Below are 17220 nucleotides of genomic sequence, written 5' to 3' on the forward strand. Positions count from 1 at the left end.
TGAAATATTAAACACTGTGATAATTCTATGAACAGGAAAATGGAAGGCAAACTATATTTTAATAAAAATCTTTTTGGTAGGAGTAATATGATGAAAAGATATGAGGAGTTTGACTCTCTCAGAGGATTAGCAGCACTTCTTGTAATAATCGGGCATCATATGATGTTATTGCCTGCGTATGAAAATTATCAATATAAGTTAAACAGCCCCTTCATCATTTATTTATTCAAGGAAACTCCTTTACGTCTTGTCTTTAGTAGCGGCAACGAATCTGTTATTCTCTTTTTTGTATTGAGTGGTTTTGTTTTGTATTTATCCATTCATAATGAGAAATTTCATTATGATACATACATAATAAAACGGATTTGCCGAATTTATATACCATATTTAGTAGCAATCAGCATTTCTATTATTGCTAAAATGCTTTTTAGTCATAATGATATGCCATTTATTAGCGATTGGTTTAGTAAATCATGGACGGCTGAAGATACACTCGTTTTATTCTTACAACATCTTGTTTTTATCGGTGAATATAACACGGACGCATATAATAATGTTATATGGTCTCTTGTTCATGAAATGAGAATTTCGATTGTATTTCCATTTCTGACTTTCTTTTTTGTTCGAAAAAAGCTCAGATATTCCTTATTGTGGTTTATAATTTTAAGTCTTTTTTCGACTCTTGGTCTGTATTTGTTTGATTCTGGTAGAAGCATAACTAGTAGTTTTTTAAGCTTTCACTACATCACTCTTTTTTTTATGGGAGCTCTATTAGCCAAGTATCGTTATTTTATTTTTCATTATGCATTAAAGATGAAAAAAACAGTGAAAATCATATTACTGCTGACCGCAATTATTTGTTTTATGTATGAAGGAATGATTGGCGAAGTGGATTTTTTGAATAACTATATATTGAGAGACTACGTTGTCTCGTTCGGGGTTTGTATAGTGATGATTATGAGTATCTCTTCATGGACATTTAGTGCGTTATTAAGAAGAAAAGTATTTATTTTTCTTGGAAAGATTTCTTACAGTCTTTATTTATATCATCTTGTTTCTTTATTCACAGTTATGTATTTATTTTATGATCAACTACCTACCATATTAGTAGTCTTTCTTTCTTTTTTTCTTTCTTTTTTACTGTCTTCATTAGGATATTTATTTGTTGAAAAACCCTGCATAAAACTTGGGCGGTATTTAACTAGGAGAGGATGAACAGTCCAAAGTTTTCGATTTCCTAAATGGTGTTGAAATTAAATCACAAGAGGAATTAAATGTTATGAAAAAAGCATTAGGTGATTTTCCTAATGATTTTATGAATGCTAAGTTTGTGTATGAGGAACAAATGAAGGCAAAGAGTAAGCAGGAATAATGAGTGATAAAAAGGTTCCTTAACAAACGAAGTGTAAATGTTAAGGAACCTTTTTATATATCCGGAACCCCGTAAGTAAGAGGGGAGGAAATCAACCTCCACTAATTAAAGTTTCGTTCTATTGTACCCCACTCTCCAAAATCGAAAACGTCTTCCTCTCACAATCAATCTCTGCCGTTGCGCCGTAAGGCAAAATAAACTTAGGTTCCGTATGACCGAAGTTTAAATTATAAAGAATCGGCAAATCTTCTAAACGATATTCTTTCATAACTGTTAGAATTTCCTGTTTGTATTCTTCATAATACTTCTCGTCTTTCGGTTTGCCGAAAATGATTCCGTTTAGGTTTTGTAAAATGCCTTGCGCAGCATAATTACGTAACCAATATGTTACGTAATTTGGATCTGGTTTGTCTTCAGATGTTTCAAAAAACAGGATGCTGTTTTCCCAATATTTTTTCTCAGGCCAAAGAATTGTCCCTTTTGTGAACTCGAGTACTTCTATACACCCTCCGATTAAACGACCTTGTTTGATACCTGATCCTTGAAGGAGTTCGTATCCCGTATTTTTTTGCATGGTACGACGTGTATTTTTGTTTGATTCAATCCATTCTAAACGTTCACTCGTCCATTCTGTAGCTGGCACGATTTCCCCAATCGGTTCATTTGAAAAAAGAGTTCGATTTACCATTTCAATTGTATACGGATCCATTTCAACATTTTCAGCAAAATCGGTTAAAATGGCTGGGCCGTAAAAGGAAGAAAGGCCCGCTTTATGACAAAAAAGATGTGAAATGGTCACATCTGAATAGCCCATAAAAATCTTTGGGTTTTCACGTATAATGTCAAAATCAATATAAGGAAGTAAGCGAATGCTATCGGATCCGCCAATATTTGCAATGATGCCTTTAATACTTTCATCTTGAAATGCCGCCATTAAATCTTGTGCACGAGCCTGTGGGTTTTCGTAAGTATATGCCGAACCTTTCAAACTATTTGGCATGGGTATAACCTCAAGGCCAAATACTTCTTCTAATCTTTTTACCCCTTGTTCATAACGCCACCTAAGTTCTGGATCGCCTGCGCCTCCCCAAGAAGGACTAATGGTTGCGACGCGATCACCTCGTTGTAATTTCTTTGGTTTTCTTAACACAGTAACTCCCACCCTTAATCATTCGATTCACTATACAATTCGTATAGCATATGACTCTTTTCGACACTATCCCAAAATCCCCTGCTGTTATTCAAGGACATACCCCGTTTGCTGACTAAGAGTAAATGAAAATCTTAGTTTTAAATTCATCGTTGTAAATCTATTGAACAAGAGCGATTAGAATGCCACCTTTATGGACAACTCATTAGTATTCTATTATGTTCTTCCACTATGTTTAAAATACGAGTCAGGGGTTACTTGATATGCCTACATTTATAAAATTTATAAAAAATAATAAAAAAACTATGTGAAAAGACCGCGTTTTACATAAAAATATACTTTAAGTTGATGGCTGTGTAGTGATACTTGAAATGTAACTGAAAAGTAATAATAATTACATTTTAAGTGGGTTTATTTCATTTAAATAAAAAAGATTACATTTTCGTTACAAAAACTATTGATTATATTTAAATACCATAATATAATTCTGTTTGTGGAAATAAAAACTAAAATTATTCATTATTTGGGGGAAATGGAAAATAAAGAAAACTATTTTACCAGTTTTAATGTCTGCAATGTTTGTAGTTCCTGCAGTATCTCATGCAGAAGAACATGTAGTTTCACAAAATAATACGTATAAAGTTGAGCAAGCTCAAGAAAAGAGTGGCTGGGTTCGAGATAAAGGAGACTGGTATTACTATAATGAAGATGGAACTATGGCTAAAGATTGGAAAAAAATCAATGGCCTTTGGTATTACTTTAATCAAGATGGAATTATGGCTAAATATATGAAAAATATCCAAGGAAATACATATTACTTTAATGATGATGGTGCTATGCAGATAGGATGGAAGAAACTTCAAGGTTCCTTTGGCGGAAAATGGTATTACTTTAACGAAGATGGAGCTATGACTAAAGATTGGAAAAAAATCAATGGCTCTTGGTATTATTTTGAAGAAAATGGTGCCATGGCGACAGGTCAAAAAACTGTTAAGGGAAATACATATTACTTGAATGAAGATGGGGCTATGCAAATAGGATGGAAGAAGCTTCAAGGTTCCTTTGGCGGAAAATGGTATTACTACAATGAAGATGGCTCAATGGCAACAGGTTGGGTAAAAGTGAATGATACATGGTACTACATGAATAAAGATGGTGCAATGCAAACAGGTTGGTTACAAAAAGATGGGGATTGGTATTATTTACAATCTAACGGTGCAATGGCAGTAGGAAAACATTTCATTGATGGAAGATGGTATTCATTCAAAGATAATGGCGTTATGATGTAACAAAAGGTCTTTTAAATTGAATATAGGACACCAGATATGTATTTTAAGATATTTCTATAATAAGAAAAGACACCTAACAGTCTGAAAGCTTGCCTTTTTGGCAAGCTTTTTGTTTAAGTTACTCTTTTTCACCTGGGTTATGAAATGGAAAAAGATTATGTAATTCAAGTAAAAGTCGCCCTGTAGGTTTTACATTCATTGGATTTCCGCTTTGCGCTGTATATTCTGCTAGTCGCCAAGACGGCAAGTCTTCCCCTTCATTTGGTAAATTGTAATCTCCGCCACCTGCATCAGAGAGGCGATATAAAATTTCATTCATAGCGGACCGAGCTATCCAGTACGCGAACAATCCGATCTTTTCAGGTGGGATCTCTGCTTGCACCATTTCTTTTATAATCAAGTCGTTTGTATGAGGTGTTGCTAGTTCATTCGCACGTTGAATCGATCTTTGAACCCAGCTGTCATTATGATATAAGTACATATCTAATGTTTCTTGTAACGGTCTTAAAAAGCGAAAGCTGGCAAGAACAGCTTCTTTTCCTTCAATCTCATCTTTCGCCCAATATTCAGAGGACTCCATGCCAAATTCTTTTAATATTTCGGTTATAGTTTCTTTCGTGGGCTCCTTTTTTAAGTCTTCTAAAAGGGGGATTAAATTATCCTTCATATCATCCATATCCATTCTCCTTTTTATATATTTATTGCACAATTGTTTCACCTTGAATGATCGTTTCTCATTTTCTATTATTCTTAATCTTTACATATATTTTACCATTTCTTGTTCGTTTGGCGGTAATGTGGTGATACATATCGTATTGGTGTGTAGTGTTTAAAGAAATGGAAGTATTATTTGAATAGATGCGATCTTATAAAATTTTGTAGTGAACTTTGGGGGTTCTGACTATTAACTGAACTGGGGCTATTTATTGTTCATAGACCTCTAATATTGATGTGGGGCACTCCACATGAAATCAAATATAAAACAACGGATTACCTGTCAATTTCGACAGGTTTTTTATTGTTTTAGAAGGAATATTATGGTTAATGTCGAATGCTCCTGTTTAGTAGATTGCATAGATAGATTTTAATTCTGATAGCGCAAGGATTACAGAATTTTTAAAGGAGACATATATATGGGATATATTATGGATTTGCGTAATTTAGTTGGAAGTAGACCTTTAATTATGGTCGGAGCGTGTGTACTTGTTATAGATTATGAGCAACGAGTTTTATTGCAACTTCGAAAAGATAATGGATGTTGGGGACTGATTGGGGGAGCGATGGAGTTAGGAGAAACACTTGAACAAGTAGCGCATAGAGAATTGTTTGAAGAAACAGGACTAACGGCTGAGAATCTTAAATTGATTCATACATATTCAGGGGAAGCTTTTTATTATCAATATCCTCATGGTGATGAAGTCTATAATGTTGTGACGGCTTTTGAATGTAAAGAATATAACGGTTATTTAAGTCATGATAAGAATGAGTCAACAAACCTTCAATTTTTTTCTTTATATGATTTGCCAAAAAATATAAGCCCACCAGATAGACCTGTACTCGAAGATTATAAATTAAAATATACTTTATCCCGCATGAACGGGCAGTAAGATCTCTACTTCAAAATTCAGCGAGAGCAAAGAATTTGGGTGCATGTAAAAGCTAGATTGGTGAAGAAAAAGGTTTAATAGTTCAATTCAATAATGTTGGAATAGAAGGTGATTCTAATGGGGATTTTTATTCTTAATCGTTTTAATGGAGTTGAGAAATATGAAATTTCTGAAGCGAAAATCTATGCGGTTAAAAAAGACGAGAATGACATAATGGTATGGCTTGAAGTAGAAACAAAGGAAGAGCCAATCCAATCACTACCCGATACAGCGGATTGTAAAATGAATCCAAGTGGAGAGATAACAATTTATCTGGATCACTTAAATCTTGAAAATTTTGAAGAACAACAATTTACTATTTCAAAAGGGTATGATGAAGACAGCAACGATTTGGTAGCAAGACTATATTATTTTGAACATCAAGGTGTTAATAGTAATATGTTGAAAATGAAATACAAAGGAAACGGAATTTTTGATATCCATTGGACAGGTGTAACCACGGATATCTCTTATTATGATGGAAGTAAGCCAGATACTACTATTGAAGTTGTGGGAGAATTTATTTTTGAAGAATATAAGGAATGGTTATAAAGGGATAATCACAAATATATTAGGGGAATTCGGAAACGGATTCTCCGTTATTTTTATCTAAATATGGGTGGGAATATGTAACGGAATTTTATAAAAAAGACACTCTTATGAGTTTCTAAAATAATGATTGTTTCAAATCAAAATGATTAGTTGGTGAGGCGGGCTCGGCCCTCTTATACGTTTTTTTCAAACTATGAAAAGCAATGATTCTACCTCTATCGTATGCTAAGGTATGGTGATGCAACACTGCTACTTGGTTGTGGTAAATAGAAATTCAAAATTTGCTTTATACAATCAAGTCGATTATCAAGCAATTGTTAACGAACCTTTCGTATTATATTAAAATGAAAAAGGTTGAGAAAACTTTTGTTGATTAAAGTTTCACTTTATAAACATTTGGTATACTATTATTATATTAATATGATAATACATTTTTAGATTTGTATATATATATCCAACTTGATTTTCCGACATATATATCCATTTTGATTTTCAAGCACCTAAGTCGCGGCTATGAAAACAAAAGAAGATCTCCACTCGCTTTCTCCTTTTGTTCTCACTTGGCATGGGGCTAAAAAAGGCACTGACCGCTTCTATGCATGGTCGGATGCTCTCTCCCATCTAAAAAGAATGGTTTGATGTTGGTTTTTTAATTTTGATTTATATACATAACAGTTTAATACTCAGGAAAGAAAAGGGGACAAAATGATGAGTACGAAAAAAACAGTCGCAATCTCTACAATAGCTTTAGCGATGATGGCAGGGGCTAATACAAGTTATGCCGAAGTTAATGAGGCCGCTCCAACACATGATTCGATTCAGCAACATGCAGAGGAGAAGTTATCAGAACTTAAGCAGGCGCGGCAGCGTGCAGAAGAGCGAGCAGCGGAATTAAAACAAGCAAAGCAACATGTAGAAGAGCGAGCATCAGAGTTAAAACAGGCGAAACAAAATGCGGAAGAAAAAGTAACGGAAGCGAAGCAACATGTAGAAGAACGAGTATCGGAATTGCAACAGACGAAACAGCATGTAGAAGAAAAAGTAGCGGAAGCAAAACAACATAGAGAAGAGCGAGTATCGGAATTGCAACAGACGAAACAACATGTAGAAGAAAAAGTAGCGGAAGTGAAACAACATAGAGAAGAGCGAATATCGGAATTACAACAGGTGAAACAAACTGCAGAAGCGAAATTAACAGAATTACAACAGGTGAAACAAACTGCAGAAGCGAAATTGGCAGAATTAAAACAGACGAAACAAAATGTGGAAGAGAAACTAGCAGAATTAAAGCAGATTAGGAAAGACGCGGAAGTGAAAATTTCTGAAGCGAAGCAACATAAAGAAGAGGTAGCATCAGACTTAAAACAAATACACGAGACAATCGAAAGTAAATTAGCAGAATTACTCCAGGCGAAACAAGCGATAGAGGGAAAAGTAGTAGAGTTAAAACAAATGAAACAAACGCTGGAAGATAAATTAGCAGAATTACTCCGTACAAAACACACTGTAGAGGAAGAGAAACTAGCAGATGTGAAACAGACGAAGAAAAAGATAGAAGAGAAATTAAATGAATTAACACGTGCGAAACAAGATGTAGAAGCAGAGATAGCGGAATTAAAACAGGCGAAGCAAAATGTAGAAAATAAAGGAAACGAAATAAAACAATCGAGTACACCTCTTAAAGTGGAAAACGATAAGAGAGAACTTCCTAACGCCGGGGGAACAGAATCTAATACAACCACTCTAGGAATGTTATCAATTTTAGGTGGAATTTTATTAGCAATGCGAAATAGAATGAAAAAGATGTTTTAATAAAGTGTATGAAAACTGTTTTTTTGCAATAATTTATATTCCTAAGGAGTGTCTCATAAGTCAAATTTTTGACTATGAAACACTCTTTTTTGTTGTTTTATAGATGGATAGGTTAAATTATTCTAGTTTGATGAATCAGAACTATCACCGCCAGTGTCCGAGTCATGATCAACACTTTCGTTTTCACTAGCACTTTTCATAGGTGCAGTAACAAAAGTTGCTGTCATCACAGCGTCCATCCACTCTGCTTCGGCATCTTTCGTAGTTATATTAGCGTTTTTATGTCCTGCTGTATCGGTTGTAGAGGAATGTTTTTTAGTTCTTTTCTTCAACTAAGAGTGCGGATTCATACAGTAAGAATTATTTTTTCAATTATTAAATAAGAAAAAATGGACCCATATTATAACTGACAGAGGTATGTTATTATCAGAATAAGGGTTTTACCCTTATTTACTTTTTATAGGAGAGTGTTTAACATGATTATCAAGTTCATTCGTTTACGTTAATTTTAAACACAATTCGTTATGCCCAGCTATTTTTTTCAAAACATGTGGGTTTATTTGAGTGTGTCTTTTTTTATTAACTAAATACGAATGAAATGAGGAGTTAATCATGACTGAAAAGATTATTAAAATTAATGAAATTGATATATGTACAGAGAGCTTTGGTAATTCAGCAGATCCAGCAGTTTTACTGATTATGGGAGCAATGTGTTCAATGGTTTATTGGGATGAGGAATTTTGTCAACAATTAGCTGATACGGGCCGATATGTTATTCGTTATGATAATAGAGATGTCGGACGGTCAACTACTTATGAACCGGGGAGTTCCAACTATACTGTGGTAGATATGGCTGATGATGCGATTGGGGTACTCGATGCATATCATATTGACGAAGCCCATATTGTTGGAATGTCATTAGGTGGAATGATTGCTCAAATTGTAGCCTTAAGGAACCCTCAGAGAGTTCTAAGTATAACTTTGATTGCATCAGGTATTTTTGGTTCTGAAGACAACAACCGGAATTTGCCTCCGATCGATGAGAAGATACTCGCTTACCATGCTAATGCGGCCAAACTAAATTGGTCGGATGAAGAATCTGTTGCAAATTACTTGGTTGCAGGATCAGCTGTACTCTGTGGTTCAAAGCATAAATTCGATGAGAAGAGGGCTAATAAGCAGGTAGAAAAAGAAATAAATAGAGCAAATAATCTACTGAGTATGTTTAATCACTCCCTTCTTAAAGGCGATGATTCTTATGAGGGGAAGTTAAAAGGAATCAATATACCTACTTTGGTTATCCATGGTACAGAAGATACAGTGCTTCCATACGAGCATGGTCTTGCTCTTGTTAATGAAATTCCGCATGCTTTGCTACTAACCCTAGAGGGATCGGGACACGAGATTCACTGCGATGATTGGGATCATATAATCAACGCTATTTCGAACCATACTTCAGTCCTGTAATCATTATAGGAATCGTATAAAACAAAAAACATTTGGAAAAAGGGCTACAATCGAATTTGTAGCCTTTTTTTTCTATTAAAAATCAGTTTTGGAACTGTTACTCAGTTAAAGAATACTAATTACTTCGTTTTCCTGGTTCAATTTCCACATCAGAAAATTTTCCACTCAACAAGTCATGCTCTAGTTGAATCTTCACACCAGCTGTATGACTACATCCTCCGGCACTAGGATAAGTAGTTGCGAATCAATCTGGAACTTGGAAGGTTGTAGAATCATAGGAAAGGATAACGTTTTTTGTAATAAAGTTTAACCGTTTGAAAAATGATTAACCTGAGCATTAAGCTTGCGAAATGAATAACCAAATAACCTGCTCCCTTTATTTTTTGATGGAAGGTTATTTGGTTTTATATTGGTATGAGTAAATTAAGGGTTTCTTAAGAACCTATTAAGAAATAAGTGAGTTTTAGGAACTAGAATAAATTTATCTTAACAGTAAATAAGAGAATTAATGGTTTAAACGGAAGTCCTTAGAGCATGTCAAAAAACTAATAAATAAGTATTTCAGGAGGTTTTTATGAAAAAGAAAATGATTATTGCAATTGGTGCTTCTGCTATAATACTGACTAATTTTGTAGGAAGTATTTATGCAGATTCGAAAACAGAAGTTTCTGTTACAGCTCCCTACAATACAAATCAAATAGCGGAATGGTTAGAAGCGCATGCAAAGCCTTTAAAAACAACTAATCCAACTGCATCTCTTAATGATTTAAAACCACTTAAGAATATGGTAGGATCAGCTTCAATTGTAGTTTAGGTGAAGCTACGCACGGGGCCCATGAAGTTTTTACAATGAAACACCGAATTGTAAATTATTTAGTATCTGAAAAGGGCTTTATCAACTTAGTTTTAGAAGAGGGATGGGATAGAGCTTTGGAACTTGATCGATATGTTCTTACTGGTAAGGGAAACCCAAGCCAACATCTATCACCTGCATTTAACACGAAAGAAATATTAAATCTACTTAGTTGGATTCAGCAATATAATGCTAATCCGAAACATAAATCTAAAGTGCGTGTCATTGGGATGGATATTCAATCAGTAAACGAAAATGTTTATAATAATATAATAGAATATTTAAAAAGAAATAATTCAGATCTTGTGCCTAGAGTAGAAGAGAAGATAAAAGACCTTATTCCTGTAACAAAGGATATGGATACCTTTGGCAGCCTTACGAAAGAAGATAAAGAAAAGTATATTTCAGATGCTAAACAAATCAGTGCTTTATTAGAACAAAATAAAAGTTATCTAAATGGAAAATCCAAAGAGTTCGCATGGATAAAACAAAATGCCCGTATTATTGAACAGTTTACTACAATGTTAGCGTCACCTTCTGATAAACCATCGGATCTTTTTTTGAAACATGATATTGCAATGTATGAAAATGCGAAGTGGACTGAAGAACATTTAGGAAAAACCATTGTATGGGGACATAATGGACACGTTTCGAAAACAAATATGATTCCTTTTATATACCCTAAAGTAGCTGGGTAGCGTTTGTCGGAATATTATGGAAAACGGTATGTATCTATTGGAACATCTGTTTATGAAGGACGATATAATGTATATAATAGTAACGGTGAATTTGGCCCATATGGAACATTAAAATCAGATGATCCAAACAGTTATAACTACATCTTTGGACAAGTCAAAAAAGATCAATTTTTTATTGATTTACGTAAGGCAAACGGCGTGACAAAAACTTGGTTAAACGAACAACATCCAATTTTCTCTGGAATAACTACCGAAGGCCCTGATATACCAAAAACTGTTGATATATCATTAGGTAAATCGTTTGATATACTTGTTCAAATTCAAAAAGTGAGTCCATCTCAACTACATCAATAAATTTGTAATAATGTGGCTCAACGAAGTGTAGTATTGATGGTAGTGTTAAGTGTCAAAAGAGTTGTTTAAAAACACTTATTCCATTAAAGGGTCATTTAAAAACCAATAAGGACTTTTCTTTTATTATCAAACTCATTTAGGTACCTAGTATTTTCGTAGCCAGGCTTTTTATGTTTTACGGTTCTTTGATATTAGGGAGAGGAGATGTTTTAGAGTTTATCAACCTGTTCCATAGATAAGGGGAAAAATACCTTTCTTCAAATAACCTGTCAGTTAGTTAAGTAATTACACAAACTCATTTTAACATAATACCCCATTTTCGAATCGTAATTTTCTGAATAGTTGATGTTTAATGGGAATGATAAAAGCCGATTTCCATCGTTAATAGGAGAACGGCTTTTTTTGCGTGGTATTTGTGGTTAAAGTATCCCTAAACGAGTTTATACATCAGAATATCATCTACATATTCATTATCCTTCATTTTAAATTCTTTTATTTTACGGCCTTCTTCAATGAACCCCATTTGTTTGTATAAAGAGATTGCATGATGATTTGTTGAGAAAACTGCTAAACTTACTTTTTCAATGAGTGGATTTTTCTCTGCCCAGTCTAATAAAGCTTGTAGGAGCATTTTTCCAATTCCGAGTCCTCGGTAACTTTTACTGATCATGATTCCAAAGGAACCTGTATGAGACAATCGCTCTTTATTCTCGTTCATAAATACGATCCAGCCCACAACTTCACCATCTTTTTCAGCGACAAGTAAGGTTTCTCTCTCATTCTTCAATACGTTCTGTACCCATTCTCTTTGCTCGGATGATGTTTTTTTAAACTCTTCAGGTAACGAAATGAGAAAGTGGCCTTCAGAAACAACCGATTTCTGGATGTCTAAAGTTGCTTCGGAATCTTCTATTGTTCCTGTACGAATCATGTAACTAACAGTCTCTTTTGAAATTGACAATGATATTCCCCCTTATAAAAATATTTTGTTAATATTCTCTGCCACCCTGATAATCTCCTACTTACATTTTAGAAGGAAGTTTTGAAGTATTGTCGTATCTATTAAGTTGTCATCGGGTTTTAGAAACCTTGGCGATGGAAGGCACAGGTATTTACTTAATATAAGGGAGTGGGAAGATCTATGATTCATAGAGTTGGCCAAATTATGTTGTATGTAAATAACCAAGATAAGGCAGTGGAGTTTTGGACAGAAAAAGTAGGGTTTCGTGTCGTTGCTGAAGAAGATAACGGGCAAGGGATGAGATGGATTGAAATTGCTCCAGCAAAGGGCGCAGAAACAAGCATTATTTTGCAGAATAAGGAATTCATTGCTAAAATGTCACCTGGATTAAATCTTGGGACACCTTCTTTAATGTTTTTCACGGACAATCTCGATGAATTACGTAACGACCTATTAAATAAAAATATTACAGTCGGAAAAATTGTGAATATGCCTTTTGGCAGAGTATTTAACTTTGCTGATTATGAAGAGAATTACTTTGCTGTGATGGAGAAGAAATAAAGTGAAACTTCCATCAGTGGAGGGGCTTTATCCCCCACTGATTATTAGACTTCACGAATCGGGCTTTTACGGGTAGTTATCCTCACCTATCTTCCTCGTTTCTCTCTGAAGCTTGAAGTGGTAGTCTTACTGCCCGTTCATGCGGGATAAATTATCAAAACCTCCTGCTTATTGAACAAAAAGCAGGAGGTTTTCTATGTTTCAGAATCGAAAGGTGTCTTCGGACTCTATAATGATGCCGCCTACGAGTCCACGCCATCGAATGAATCACCGTGACCTGCTGCATCAGAACTATCGCTGTCAGTTCCTGAGTCATGGTCGGTATTTGAATGTTCATTGGCACTTTTCATAGAAGCAGTAAGAAAAGATGCTGTCATCACTGCATTCATCCAATTCGCTTCCGCATCTTTCGTCGCTAGATTAGCATCTTTATGTCCTGCTGAATCTGTTGTGGAAGAATGTTTTTTCAGGTCTTTTTCAACAGCACGATGTTTATTCATTGGTTTTCCAAAAATCTTCATGAGTATCATTAAGATGAAACAGATTACGGATAGGGTGAGGATAAACAAGATGAAGTATAAAGATAAATCTAGTATCTCTGTCATATGTATACCTTCCTTCATTTACTAAGTAAAGTATAAGAATAACAAAAAATTCGGCACTATGAAACAGTGAGTGTATATAGAAACACAAAGAGTAATGGAATTGATCCTGAATCAAGTATTAATTTCCATCTTGAATTAGGGGGGAACATATCTCTGTCGAGTTAGTGAAAATAGCTATATTTGCAAAATACAAAAATCCTCAGATGTGTTTATAGGTTCACACCTGAGGCTAATCTCAGCTACCAGCTAGCCACCTCAACATTCGCTTTTAACCATTTCTCCCAAAGGGGATCTTCTATTTTCAAAAAGCTTAATGACGTGCCTTGCATATCTAAAGAAGTTAGATGGGTACCAACTTTTACAAATCGAATATTCAATCCTTCCAGTTCACATAAACGGCGAATGTCGTTTGCAAATATATATTGTTCCATTAATGGAGTAGCACCTAATCCATTAATCAAGATGGCAAACTTATCACCTTTTTTCCAGCGGTAAATACTTTTGAGTTTATTCATCAGTTCGATCGCCAATTTTTCAGAAGAAGATAAGACTTCTCTCCGGTACCCTTTTTCTCCGTGGATGCCGACTCCATAGAAAACTTCATTGTCTTGCAGTGTAAAAGAAACGTTGTCTTGAGTAGGATTGGTTGCTGGAGAGAGCGCGACTCCTAATGTATGCAGATTACGGATAACAGAATGGCCGATGTCTGTTAATTGTTGTAGTGAATGGCCTTCAAGAGCTGCTGCTCCGAGTATTTTATGAACGAAAATTGTGCCAGCTACTCCTCGTCTTCTTTTATTGAAGGAAGCGTCATCTTCAATGGAAACATCATCATTTACAATGACATGATCAATCAGTCTTCCTTCTTGCTTTGCTAAAGATTCAGCAGTTAGAAAGCTTTCTACGTCAGCTTCGAAGTTTTTAATAATGAATAGGATACTTTTGTCTTTGGGCACAGAGCGAACTGCCGCTACGATTTGTTCTGGTGTAGGGGGAGTGAATATCTCACCGTTGACTGCTGCTGAAAGCATGCCTTTTCCTACATAACCAATATCAGCTGGCTCATGCCCGCTACCACCACCGCTTATGATGACAACATCTTGCTCGATTGCGGCAAGGTCTTTCTGATAAATGATGTTGTATTCTCTGTTATAAGATATTCTATCGCTATGTTCAAAATAAAAGCCATGTAACATATCCTCAACAATATTTTGAACATCATTCATAATTTTTTTCATTGTCTTTCCACCTTATGATTTGTTTGCTGATTGCTTTAGTAACAGGACTAATTGATTGTTTATCATATTTTTCATCATCGAAGACATGATAGACGGATCAATAGCGCAATGATTCTCAATCCAATCTTTTACTGTTCCAACAAAGCCATGACTATAAAAAGAGGCCAGTGTATCTTTTTTTACTTCAGAAATGTCTAATTTACAGCCAATTAATAGCTCATCGATAATTTTGATATATAAGTTTTTCGTATGTTCAAAGAGATAGTAATTAAATGAATTTTGCTCGATTACTTTAAATGCATTTCGGTAGAACCCTTGATTTTGATAAAAGTAATGGAATAATAGGTCGAAAATATTCTCCCATTTTTCATAATCGAGAAAATCTATAATATTTTCTTTCGTTTCTTCTCTATAAATCCAACTTAGCAATTCGAATTTATCTTTAAAATGATAATAAAACGTCTGCCTGCGCATCTGACAATTTACCATAATATCACTCACAGATATTTTATGAAATGGTTCTGTTTCCATTAATTGTTTTAGCGAGTTCGCTATGATTTTTTTGGAAATGATAGAAGAGCTCATGATAATCATCCCTACAAATTTATTCTTTTAATAATAACATCCTATCTCTAAATGAAGAGGGTGTCTTTGGACAAATCGTTCATTTTGTCCGTTTACCATAAAACGCTTTCATTTTACTATAGTTAATAAGAAGGCGCTTTCAAATATATCATAATTCAAAAGAGAATGTATTGTGAGCATGAATAGGTTAACGAAGAATATAACAAAGCTTATAGAGGAGGAATAATAAATGAAAAAAATTATAAATCAACCTGAAACGCTCGTTATGGAGATGTGCAATGGGATGGTTATGGCTCATCCGGAACTAGAGCTTTTGAAAAAGTATAAAGTAATCAAGAAAAAAGAAATGAACGAAGATAAGGTCACTTTAATTAGCGGTGGCGGCAGTGGACATGAACCGGCACATGCGGGGTTAGTAGGAAAAGGAATGCTGGATGCGGCGGTATGCGGAGATGTGTTTGCTTCTCCATCACAAATCCAGGTATATCAAGCAATTAAAGCAACTGCTAGCAAAAAAGGTACGCTGCTAATTATTAAAAATTACAGCGGAGATATTATGAACTTTAAAAATGGAGCTCATTTAGCTACTGAAGACGGAATTCAAGTTGAATATGTCCGCGTAGATGATGATATTGCGGTAGAAGATAGTCTTTATACAGTAGGACGTCGCGGCGTTGCAGGAGTTGTGTTCGTGCATAAGATTGCCGGTGCCGCAGCGGAAGCAGGCATGGATTTAATGCAGGTGAAAGCTGTAGCGGAAAAAGCAGCGGCAAATGTTCGAACAATTGGTCTCGCATTAACTTCCTGCACGGTTCCGGCTAGTGGATCGCCTACTTTTAAACTCGGTGAAGATGAGATGGAATATGGCGTTGGTATCCACGGAGAGCCAGGCAGAAAACGTGAAAAAATTATGACTGCAGATGAACTCGCTTTACGTATGACAAATGATCTTGTGAAAGATTTAGGCCTGGATGATGATGCTGAAATTGCTGTTTTAGTAAATGGTTTTGGCGGCACACCGCTTCAAGAACTATATCTGTTTAACAATGCAGTTACGAGAGAGTTAAGCAAAAGAAATATACGAATTAATAGAGCGTTTGTCGGTAATTACATGACGAGTATTGATATGGCCGGAATTTCTCTAACGGTGATGAAACTGGACGATGAGCTGAAAACATTGCTATCGAAAGAGTGTAATACACCGGCATTTAAAGTAGATGGACCAGTTGAGAGCGTAGAATACATTGATATTGAAGAAAAAGGAGGAGAAAAACCTGTTTCCTTTGAGACGGAAACAGCGGAAGAACACGCGGTCATCAAGAATGAGGTTATCACATTAAATAATATGATGTATCTTGTTGATAAAATGAGCGAAATCATTATTAAGAATGAAGTACCATTCTGCGAGTTGGATACGCATGCAGGTGATGGTGATTTTGGGATGAGTGTTGCGAAAGGATTTAAGCAATTAAAGAGAGAATGGAGCTCGATTTTAAACCAAGAACGTTTAAATATAGGAACATTTTTAGATGCGTGTTCTATGGTAATTATGGAACATTGCGGAGGAGCTTCTGGCCCAATTTGGGGCGGTGCTTTCCGAGCGGCAGGTAAGGCAATAGATGGAAAGATAGAATTAACAGTCCGAGAGTTTGCTGAAATGCTGGAAGCTTCACTAAAAGGGATACAGTCTATTGGTGAGCGCTCTTTCGGAAGAGGAGCAGAGGTAGGCGATAAAACGCTTGTAGATGCGCTTGCACCTTGTGTAAATGCTTGGAAAGAAAGTGCTAAAACAGGTGCGGATTTTAAAACTGCTTTTGAAAAAGGAGCAGAGGCCGCTGTTAAGGGAGCAGAATATACAAAAGAAATCGTAGCTCGAATGGGCCGCGCTGGTACAGTTGGTGAAAGAAGCTTAGGGTATCCGGATGCTGGTGCTTATGCGCTAGGGGTTATTTTTACGGAGCTTTCTCGTAGCCTAAAATAGTGGCAGTTTGTGTTTCTGGATACTGGAAATTCCAAAGTATGTAGATAAATAGAAGGAAAATAAGAAAGAGAAAACGCTAAAAAGGTACCTGATGAA

At 35.3% G+C, this 17220-nt stretch carries 14 protein-coding genes and 2 pseudogenes; 9 read left to right on the forward strand and 7 right to left on the reverse strand.

Translation table 11 applies throughout. The features are described from left to right. Positions 1–87 precede the first annotated feature (87 nt). The gene (locus tag AC1M36_RS11260; RefSeq protein WP_336450818.1) at positions 88–1215 is read left to right on the forward strand and encodes an acyltransferase family protein; all 1128 of its coding nucleotides are present in this window, start codon (positions 88–90) and stop codon (positions 1213–1215) included. A 275-nt stretch (positions 1216–1490) separates the two neighbouring features. On the opposite strand, the gene AC1M36_RS11265 is transcribed toward AC1M36_RS11260, so the two are convergent. Then, positions 1491–2522, reverse strand: coding sequence for a S66 family peptidase (locus AC1M36_RS11265; protein ID WP_336450819.1), 1032 nt, complete (start codon positions 2520–2522; stop codon positions 1491–1493). A gap of 539 nt (positions 2523–3061) precedes the next feature. On the opposite strand from AC1M36_RS11265, the gene AC1M36_RS11270 reads away from it, so the two are divergent. Continuing rightward, entirely contained in the window at positions 3062–3811 is a 750-nt protein-coding gene (locus AC1M36_RS11270; RefSeq protein WP_336450820.1) for a nucleoside triphosphate hydrolase, read from the forward strand. A gap of 118 nt (positions 3812–3929) precedes the next feature. Here the strand turns inward: AC1M36_RS11270 and AC1M36_RS11275 are convergent, their stop codons facing one another. Then, positions 3930–4487 (reverse strand): hypothetical protein, encoded by a 558-nt coding sequence (locus AC1M36_RS11275; protein WP_431613055.1) that lies wholly within the window; start codon positions 4485–4487, stop codon positions 3930–3932. 457 nt (positions 4488–4944) lie between these two features. Between AC1M36_RS11275 and AC1M36_RS11280 the strand changes: the two genes are divergently transcribed. The 4 genes from AC1M36_RS11280 (at position 4945) to mle (ending at position 9288) form a co-directional block, all read left to right on the forward strand. Then, complete coding sequence (locus AC1M36_RS11280; RefSeq protein ID WP_431613056.1) at positions 4945–5418, forward strand: NUDIX hydrolase; 474 nt, start codon at positions 4945–4947, stop codon at positions 5416–5418. A gap of 117 nt (positions 5419–5535) precedes the next feature. After that, positions 5536–6009 (forward strand): hypothetical protein, encoded by a 474-nt coding sequence (locus tag AC1M36_RS11285; RefSeq protein WP_479845878.1) that lies wholly within the window; start codon positions 5536–5538, stop codon positions 6007–6009. A gap of 708 nt (positions 6010–6717) precedes the next feature. Then, entirely contained in the window at positions 6718–7821 is a 1104-nt protein-coding gene (locus tag AC1M36_RS11290; protein ID WP_479845879.1) for an LPXTG cell wall anchor domain-containing protein, read from the forward strand. A gap of 612 nt (positions 7822–8433) precedes the next feature. Beyond that, entirely contained in the window at positions 8434–9288 is an 855-nt protein-coding gene (gene mle, locus AC1M36_RS11295) for an alpha/beta fold macrolide esterase (RefSeq protein WP_479845880.1), read from the forward strand. Positions 9289–9412: 124 nt separating this feature from the next. On the opposite strand, the pseudogene AC1M36_RS11300 reads toward mle, so the two are convergent. Beyond that, a pseudogene (locus tag AC1M36_RS11300) lies at positions 9413–9613 on the reverse strand (hypothetical protein); the annotation flags it as partial. A gap of 249 nt (positions 9614–9862) precedes the next feature. On the opposite strand from AC1M36_RS11300, the pseudogene AC1M36_RS11305 reads away from it, so the two are divergent. Beyond that, a pseudogene (locus AC1M36_RS11305) lies at positions 9863–11193 on the forward strand (erythromycin esterase family protein). A gap of 430 nt (positions 11194–11623) precedes the next feature. Here AC1M36_RS11305 and AC1M36_RS11310 read toward each other — a convergent pair. Beyond that, the gene (locus AC1M36_RS11310) at positions 11624–12154 is read right to left on the reverse strand and encodes a GNAT family N-acetyltransferase (RefSeq protein WP_336450826.1); all 531 of its coding nucleotides are present in this window, start codon (positions 12152–12154) and stop codon (positions 11624–11626) included. 180 nt (positions 12155–12334) lie between these two features. Here AC1M36_RS11310 and AC1M36_RS11315 point away from each other — a divergent pair, with 180 nt between their 5' ends. Continuing rightward, positions 12335–12715 (forward strand): VOC family protein, encoded by a 381-nt coding sequence (locus AC1M36_RS11315; protein ID WP_431613058.1) that lies wholly within the window; start codon positions 12335–12337, stop codon positions 12713–12715. Between the two features lie 242 nt (positions 12716–12957). Here the strand turns inward: AC1M36_RS11315 and AC1M36_RS11320 are convergent, their stop codons facing one another. The 3 genes from AC1M36_RS11320 to dhaS all read right to left on the reverse strand — a co-directional run bounded on the left by AC1M36_RS11320 (position 12958) and on the right by dhaS (position 15143). Continuing rightward, positions 12958–13320 carry a hypothetical protein gene (locus AC1M36_RS11320; RefSeq protein WP_431613059.1) on the reverse strand — a complete coding sequence of 121 codons (363 nt, stop codon included), beginning with the start codon at positions 13318–13320 and terminating at the stop codon, positions 12958–12960. 239 nt (positions 13321–13559) lie between these two features. Continuing rightward, positions 13560–14558 carry a DhaKLM operon coactivator DhaQ gene (gene dhaQ, locus AC1M36_RS11325; protein WP_431613060.1) on the reverse strand — a complete coding sequence of 333 codons (999 nt, stop codon included), beginning with the start codon at positions 14556–14558 and terminating at the stop codon, positions 13560–13562. Positions 14559–14570: 12 nt separating this feature from the next. Then, positions 14571–15143: a dihydroxyacetone kinase transcriptional activator DhaS gene (gene dhaS, locus AC1M36_RS11330; RefSeq protein ID WP_431613061.1), complete on the reverse strand. Its 573-nt coding sequence runs from the start codon at positions 15141–15143 to the stop codon at positions 14571–14573. A gap of 229 nt (positions 15144–15372) precedes the next feature. Between dhaS and dhaK the strand changes: the two genes are divergently transcribed. Further along, positions 15373–17124: a dihydroxyacetone kinase subunit DhaK gene (gene dhaK, locus AC1M36_RS11335; protein ID WP_336450831.1), complete on the forward strand. Its 1752-nt coding sequence runs from the start codon at positions 15373–15375 to the stop codon at positions 17122–17124. Positions 17125–17220: the final 96 nt, after the last annotated feature.

This window comes from Bacillus sp. Medicinal_06 (genome assembly GCF_056711665.1).

What these genes read in the sequence shown, in the direction of transcription:
- AC1M36_RS11285 (WP_479845878.1), top strand. Translation starts at nt 5,536, where the DNA reads ATGGGGATTTTTATTCTTAATCGTTTTAATGGAGTTGAGAAATATGAA.
- AC1M36_RS11275 (WP_431613055.1), bottom strand. Translation starts at nt 4,487, where the DNA reads ATGGATGATATGAAGGATAATTTAATCCCCCTTTTAGAAGACTTAAAA.
- dhaQ (WP_431613060.1), bottom strand. Translation starts at nt 14,558, where the DNA reads ATGAAAAAAATTATGAATGATGTTCAAAATATTGTTGAGGATATGTTA.
- AC1M36_RS11320 (WP_431613059.1), bottom strand. Translation starts at nt 13,320, where the DNA reads ATGACAGAGATACTAGATTTATCTTTATACTTCATCTTGTTTATCCTC.
- AC1M36_RS11290 (WP_479845879.1), top strand. Translation starts at nt 6,718, where the DNA reads ATGAGTACGAAAAAAACAGTCGCAATCTCTACAATAGCTTTAGCGATG.
- dhaS (WP_431613061.1), bottom strand. Translation starts at nt 15,143, where the DNA reads ATGAGCTCTTCTATCATTTCCAAAAAAATCATAGCGAACTCGCTAAAA.
- AC1M36_RS11315 (WP_431613058.1), top strand. Translation starts at nt 12,335, where the DNA reads ATGATTCATAGAGTTGGCCAAATTATGTTGTATGTAAATAACCAAGAT.
- mle (WP_479845880.1), top strand. Translation starts at nt 8,434, where the DNA reads ATGACTGAAAAGATTATTAAAATTAATGAAATTGATATATGTACAGAG.
- AC1M36_RS11260 (WP_336450818.1), top strand. Translation starts at nt 88, where the DNA reads ATGATGAAAAGATATGAGGAGTTTGACTCTCTCAGAGGATTAGCAGCA.
- AC1M36_RS11280 (WP_431613056.1), top strand. Translation starts at nt 4,945, where the DNA reads ATGGGATATATTATGGATTTGCGTAATTTAGTTGGAAGTAGACCTTTA.
- dhaK (WP_336450831.1), top strand. Translation starts at nt 15,373, where the DNA reads ATGAAAAAAATTATAAATCAACCTGAAACGCTCGTTATGGAGATGTGC.